Below are 6,000 nucleotides of genomic sequence, written 5' to 3'. Positions count from 1 at the left end.
CAGATCATTCAATGCCCTCTTTAGAGGGCCACCACTAGAGAAAGACCCTTATAGGGTCAGAGCAAACCACCCGTTCTACGGGTGGTTATGATTTTGAGAGAGGGCGAATGTATGAACATCGTTGAACAATATAATTTAACTTTACAGATAGAGGTTGTAAAAGAACAAAGTGCAGAGACATTAGCTCGTCTATGCAAGTTAGTTGATGAAAGTGGGACTAATCATTGTATAGAGTTTTTAAAAGCCTTTTCTCATATTGTTAATACAGAACTATATTTGGTTACATCTATTGATGAATTAGAATCTTTAAAAAAACGTATGACAGAGATTGAAATCCAAATTAAGGATTCAATGATTCAAGCTTCTCATATTGTTAGTGATATTAAAGAAATTAGTGATTTACAAGGTATTGAGTCCTATAGCTCTGAAGATTTCGACAAGGCTTTAGAACTCACTATTGATTTGTTAACGTTAAATAAAAATATATCTAATATGCCTCACGCTGTTATTTTAGGTGGCCAAAGTGGGGCAGGGAAAACAACTATTCATCGTGTCAAAATGATGGAGTCAAAAGGCGACTATATTGTTATAGATGGCGACACTTATCGTGCGCAGCACCCACATTTTAGAGCGCTTCAAGAAAAATATGGTGTTGATAGTGTAGAGTACACAAAAATGTTTGCTGGTAAGATGGTAGAGGCTGTGATTGATAAATTAAGCGCCTTGAAATACAATTTAATTATTGAAGGGACATTGCGCTCGGCAACTGTGCCAATTAAAACAGCTACATTATTAAAATCTAAAGGATATACAGTCGACTTTTGTTTGATTGCTACTAAACCGGAACTATCTTATTTGACAACACAATTACGATATTTAGAAATGCTAGTAGTGGATCCTTTACAAGCCAGAGCTACACCTAAAGAGCATCACGATGGAATTGTGAAATCTTTGGTATCTAATATTAATGAATTAGAACAAAGTGGATTATTTGAGAGTATTCAAGTATATAAACGGAATTTAATACAAGTGTATAATTCCAAACAATGTACCGAGCCAGTTGGCACCATTGTAGAGAACGTGTTATTTGGTACTTGGACACAGGATGAAACTGATTTGTTAAATGCAGGTAAAGCACAAGAACTGGAGTTAAGAGCGAAATTACCTTAGGGAGCAAAAGTGTAATGGACTATTTTGACTATTCATATAAACATAACTACATAGAGTTTAGTAGTAACATATATAGGGTTAGTACATATCATTATAACTGGCATGCAGAAACTGAGATTTTTATATTGTTAAAAGGTAGCGTTGAGATGAGTTGCAATGGTGAGGTTTTTACGCTGAAACCTCTTGATGTTGTAATTATTTCTCCTCAAGTAGGGCATGCAACATTAGCCCTTGAAGAGGATACTATAGCCTTTGTTACTCATGTAGGTAACGAATTTTACCAACAGTATGATTCGGATTTTGGGACGTATCAATTTATTTTACGTTCAGATGATAGTACGCGTCATAATGAATTCTTTACAACCTTACGCCATCATGCTGCTATGACGATGTTATTGATGATTAAAGGTGAAAGCCCAGTACATCGAATGTGGATAGAACACCATTACTTAGCTTTGGCCGGTGATGTATTTAGAGAATTTGATCCTATAAAAAAGGTTCACGAAAATGCTAGACCTGGCGATATAAAACCGGCATCTTTTGATAATATGATCGCCTATATTGATGAGCATTATGATCAGAAAATAGAGCTAGAAGATATTGCGAAAATAGGGGGCTATAATGTTGCCTATACATCGCAGTTTTTTAAACGACAAATGGGGATTTCATTTGTTGAGTATATATTGCGGTTGAGAATTCGTGATGCTACTGTTCGATTAGCTAGTACGGATGAGGCTGTCGCAAGAATTGCAAGCGATTGTGGCTTTGCCGATGTGAAAGCCTTTAATGTGGCTTTTAAAAAGCATTTTAATATGACTCCCACAGAATATCGTAAGCAAGTAAAAGGGATTGGCCGTAAAACTGTTTTGCAAGATTGGAAAGAAATTATTTCTGTAGACAACCAAGATGTACTTGATGTATTGCATTCATTCTTGTCCTATGAAGATGATTCACGAGCCAAGAGCGAATTGGAATTTATGAGCCAAAAATTGGAAGCTTTGAAAGAAAAGTTAGCCGATGTAGTAAAGGATTTATAAAGATGTTTTATTATATCTCTATGGTAACTAGATTATTATAGTAACTAATTCTTATAGTAGCTAATCTTAGGATAAACGTTTTGTGGCAAATTATTTTTGCTGAATTTATGACATATATAGAAAGATTAGAATTGGGTAAATTTCTATATTAAGAAAACCTATAAAGTTATAAATAAAGCACTACTGGTGATAAGTAGTGCTTTTTTATATGTGCTTTATGGGCGAATTTATATATCAATAGACTCTAAAAATGCAATAAATCGAGAGAAATCTATATTTTTCTATGGATTTTACTATAAAAACTACCTTTTAATTTGGATAGTTATATTCTCCAAACTGAGTAGAATATACTTCATCAGGAGTAAAAAATTAGTAAGTTATAATTTTGGAGGATATATGAATCAAGTTAAATTTATGGAAAACGTAGGTAAAGTTGCAACTGTTACTGCTGTAGCTATGTATGTATCTTATTTCCCACAAATCATGCACAACCTAGCTCATCCAGGTACTGGCGATTGGATCCAACCACTTGTAGCTGCGATCAACTGTACATTATGGGTAGCGTATGGTTTGTTCAAAGAACATAGAGATATTCCAGTAGCATTAGCCAATGCACCTGGTATCTTCTTTGGTTTGGCAGCAGCTATTACAGCGGTTATGTAATTTAAAGAGTAGAAACATAAAACTATAATTTATTGACATGTAAAATAAGATTACTGTTGACCGTTGTTAATTATATATATCATAATGAATGCATCTCTTAGATTTATAAGAGGTGCATTTTTTATGTAAATAATTGAGAGGTATTTGTTTGATTTTATGAGGGGTGTTACGTTGTTATGGATTACTTTCACTACACCTATAAACACAATCACATAGATTTCAATAGTGATATATATAAGGTTAGTACCTATCACTATAACTGGCACAGTGGCGTAGAAATCCTAATCTTACTAAAGGGCAGAATCGACATGAGTTGTAATAGTGAGGTTTTTACAATGGAACCTCTTGATACAATTGTTATTTCCCCTCAAGTAGGTCATGCTACATTGGCCTTAGAGGAGGATACAACGGCTCTCGTTATTCATGTAAGTAAAGAGTTTTTCCAATACTTTGATCCTAACTTCGGCATGTACCAATTTGTATTGCGTTCAGATAAAACTAATTGGGATAATAAATTCTTTACGTCACTACGTCATCGTGCCGCACAAATGATGTTATTAATGGTAAATGGTGAAGGTACTGATCGTCAATTATGCTTGGAGAGTCACTTTTTAGCTATGACGAGTGATATATATCGTGAAATTGATGCGGTTAAGACTATCCCTGTACATACAAAGCCTGCTGATATGACTGTAGCTACCTTTGATAAAATGATTGCCTATATTGATGAAAATTATAAGCAGAAGATAGAGTTAGAAGATATTGCCAAAATTGGCGGTTATAATGTGAACTATACATCTCAGTTCTTTAAACGCCAATTAGGAGTTTCCTTTTTAGAGTATTTGTTGCGGTTGAGATTACGAGAGGCTACCGTTCGTTTAGCTAACTCTGAGGATGGGGTGGCTCATATTGCGAGTAGCTGTGGCTTCGCAGATATTAAAGCCTTTAATGTAGCTTTCAAGAAACATTTCCATACAACGCCATCTGAATATAGAAAGCAAGCAAAAGAGATGGGACGAAAGACCAAGCTACATGATTGGAAGGAAATTATTTCTACCCAGGAAAAGGATATTATAGACATTTTGCAAAGTTTTTTACCATATCAAGATGACTCTATTAATACAAATAGATTAGAGGAGGCCAATCAAAAGTTACAGGATGTTAGAGAACAACTTGAGATGGTTGTAAAAAAATTACAATCATAATTTTCGTTGTTAAAATGCCTTGTAATTAGATATAATTTCATGATTTTGAAAGTTAAAATTAGGTGGATATACAATTATTAGGTATAGGTGATTTTGTATATTTGATAAGCATATAAAAATAAATGATGAAAGAGCACTGCCTTTTGATAGGTAGTGCTCTTTTTGATGTTTCTAAATAGGTGTAATTGTATATTTTAGATGGAGAAAAATATAATCATATGGGTGATTTTATATGAAATTAGTGTGCTTTTACAAGCAAAAATGAACTTATAAATTGGATAGTTATATCCTGAAAAAAGAGTACAATGAAATCATCGAAAGGAGCTAAGGTTCCGAAACAAAAATAATTACGTTTTAAATAATGAAGTCTTTTTGGAGGTTTGCGATGAGTACGAAGGAACAACAAGTACAAGAAATGACTAATAAGATAGCTAATTTCATTTCTTATATGGCAAAGGTATTGCCTGATGATGTACAAGAAAAAATTCATGAATTGGCGCAGGATGAAAAAAATCCTATGGCCAAATCTATTTATGAGACAATGCAACATAATATGGATTTAGCAGCTCAGCTTAATCGTCCTTCTTGTCAGGATACAGGGGTCTTACAATTTTGGGTAAAGGTTGGATCTAATTATCCATTACTAGGAGAATTAGAAGATATTCTAAGAGAAGCAACCTATAAGGCTACACAAGAAGCTCCATTACGATTGAATTGTGTAGAAACTTTTGATGAATTTAATACTGGTAAAAATATTGGCCTCACTGCACCTTATATTCACTGGGATATCATTCCTGATCGCGATGATGTAGAAATCTTCCCTTACATGGCTGGCGGCGGTTGCTCCTTGCCAGGGTCAGGTAAAACATTGATGCCAGGCGAAGGCTATGAAGGTGTTGCTAAGTTTGTTCTTGATTTGATGACAAGCTATGGATTGAATGCGTGTCCTCCACTATTGGTAGGTGTAGGTATTGCTACAACTATTGATACTGCTGCTGATTTATCTAAAAAAGCATTAATGCGTCCTGTATCTTCAAAAGCACCTAATGAAAAAGCGGCTTATATGGAACAATTGTTAGAAGATGGAATTAATAAGATTGGTATTGGACCTCAAGGTATGGGTGGGGATAAAACTGTATTAGGTGTTAACATTGAACATGGTACACGTCATCCATCTGTTATTTCTTGTGCTGTTAGTGTAGGTTGTTGGAATCATCGTCGCGGTGATCTCGTATTTGACAAAGATGGTAATTGCACAGTTAAATCTCATAAAGGAGTGACATTATAATGGCTAAGAAAATATTAACTACACCTATTCAAAAATCTGATTTAGAAGGCATTAAGCCAGGCGATGTAATTTATTTGACTGGGCATATTACAACTTGTCGTGATATGGGGCATCGTCGTGTGGTAGAAGAAGGTAAAACTTTACCGGTTGATGTTAAAGATGGGGCTATACTTCATGCAGGTCCAATTATTCGAACTATAAGCGATAATGAATTTGAAGTAGTATCTGTAGGTCCTACTACATCTATGCGAATGGAAAAATTCGAATATGACTTTGTTGAAAAGACGGGTGTACGTCTCATTGTAGGTAAAGGTGGCATGGGTCCTGAAACAGCTCGTGCATGTAAAGACTTTGGCGCACTACACTGTGTATTCCCTGCAGGTAATGCAGTTCTTGCTGCTACAGAAGTCGAAAAAGTAGAATCTGCTAATTGGCGTGAATTAGGTATGTGTGAGACTTTGTGGACTTTTAAGGTTAAAGAATTTGGTCCGCTTATCGTATCTATTGATGCAGATGGCAATAACTATTTTGAAAATAAAAAAGTAGAATACAATGCGAAAAAAGAAGAAGTGTTAGAAGAACTTTATAAACACGTAGGCTTCATTAAATAATTGCATTGTGAAATGTAACTAAATAG

Annotated in this window: 6 protein-coding genes; all 6 read left to right on the top strand. The window is 34.8% G+C overall.

The genetic code is table 11. The features are described 5' to 3' along the window. The first annotated feature begins 87 nt into the window (after positions 1-87). The 6 genes from VCHSUH03_RS03795 to ttdB all read left to right on the top strand — a co-directional run bounded on the left by VCHSUH03_RS03795 (position 88) and on the right by ttdB (position 5,974). Positions 88-1,170: a zeta toxin family protein gene (locus tag VCHSUH03_RS03795; RefSeq protein ID WP_241567133.1), complete on the top strand. Its 1,083-nt coding sequence runs from the start codon at positions 88-90 to the stop codon at positions 1,168-1,170. A 14-nt stretch (positions 1,171-1,184) separates the two neighbouring features. Then, positions 1,185-2,207 carry an AraC family transcriptional regulator gene (locus VCHSUH03_RS03790; protein ID WP_105085997.1) on the top strand — a complete coding sequence of 341 codons (1,023 nt, stop codon included), beginning with the start codon at positions 1,185-1,187 and terminating at the stop codon, positions 2,205-2,207. A gap of 396 nt (positions 2,208-2,603) precedes the next feature. After that, positions 2,604-2,870: a SemiSWEET family transporter gene (locus VCHSUH03_RS03785; protein ID WP_004698672.1), complete on the top strand. Its 267-nt coding sequence runs from the start codon at positions 2,604-2,606 to the stop codon at positions 2,868-2,870. 176 nt (positions 2,871-3,046) lie between these two features. After that, positions 3,047-4,075, top strand: a complete 1,029-nt coding sequence (locus VCHSUH03_RS03780; protein ID WP_105085996.1) for an AraC family transcriptional regulator — start codon at positions 3,047-3,049, stop codon at positions 4,073-4,075. A gap of 385 nt (positions 4,076-4,460) precedes the next feature. Next, positions 4,461-5,363 carry a L(+)-tartrate dehydratase subunit alpha gene (gene ttdA / locus VCHSUH03_RS03775; RefSeq protein WP_105085995.1) on the top strand — a complete coding sequence of 301 codons (903 nt, stop codon included), beginning with the start codon at positions 4,461-4,463 and terminating at the stop codon, positions 5,361-5,363. Next, on the top strand, positions 5,363-5,974 hold the full coding sequence (ttdB, locus tag VCHSUH03_RS03770) for a L(+)-tartrate dehydratase subunit beta (RefSeq protein ID WP_105085994.1): 612 nt from the start codon (positions 5,363-5,365) through the stop codon (positions 5,972-5,974). The genes ttdA and ttdB overlap by 1 nt, the downstream gene beginning before the upstream one ends. The last annotated feature ends 26 nt before the right edge of the window (positions 5,975-6,000 follow it).

The organism is Veillonella infantium (assembly GCF_002959895.1).
GTDB classification, from domain to species: domain Bacteria; phylum Bacillota; class Negativicutes; order Veillonellales; family Veillonellaceae; genus Veillonella; species Veillonella infantium.
The sequence above is the reverse complement of the archived record's forward strand: the minus strand, read 5'-3'. Positions and strand labels throughout refer to the sequence as shown.

What these genes read in the sequence shown, in the direction of transcription:
- VCHSUH03_RS03795 (WP_241567133.1), top strand. Translation starts at nt 88, where the DNA reads ATGATTTTGAGAGAGGGCGAATGTATGAACATCGTTGAACAATATAAT.
- VCHSUH03_RS03790 (WP_105085997.1), top strand. Translation starts at nt 1,185, where the DNA reads ATGGACTATTTTGACTATTCATATAAACATAACTACATAGAGTTTAGT.
- VCHSUH03_RS03785 (WP_004698672.1), top strand. Translation starts at nt 2,604, where the DNA reads ATGAATCAAGTTAAATTTATGGAAAACGTAGGTAAAGTTGCAACTGTT.
- VCHSUH03_RS03780 (WP_105085996.1), top strand. Translation starts at nt 3,047, where the DNA reads ATGGATTACTTTCACTACACCTATAAACACAATCACATAGATTTCAAT.
- ttdA (WP_105085995.1), top strand. Translation starts at nt 4,461, where the DNA reads ATGAGTACGAAGGAACAACAAGTACAAGAAATGACTAATAAGATAGCT.
- ttdB (WP_105085994.1), top strand. Translation starts at nt 5,363, where the DNA reads ATGGCTAAGAAAATATTAACTACACCTATTCAAAAATCTGATTTAGAA.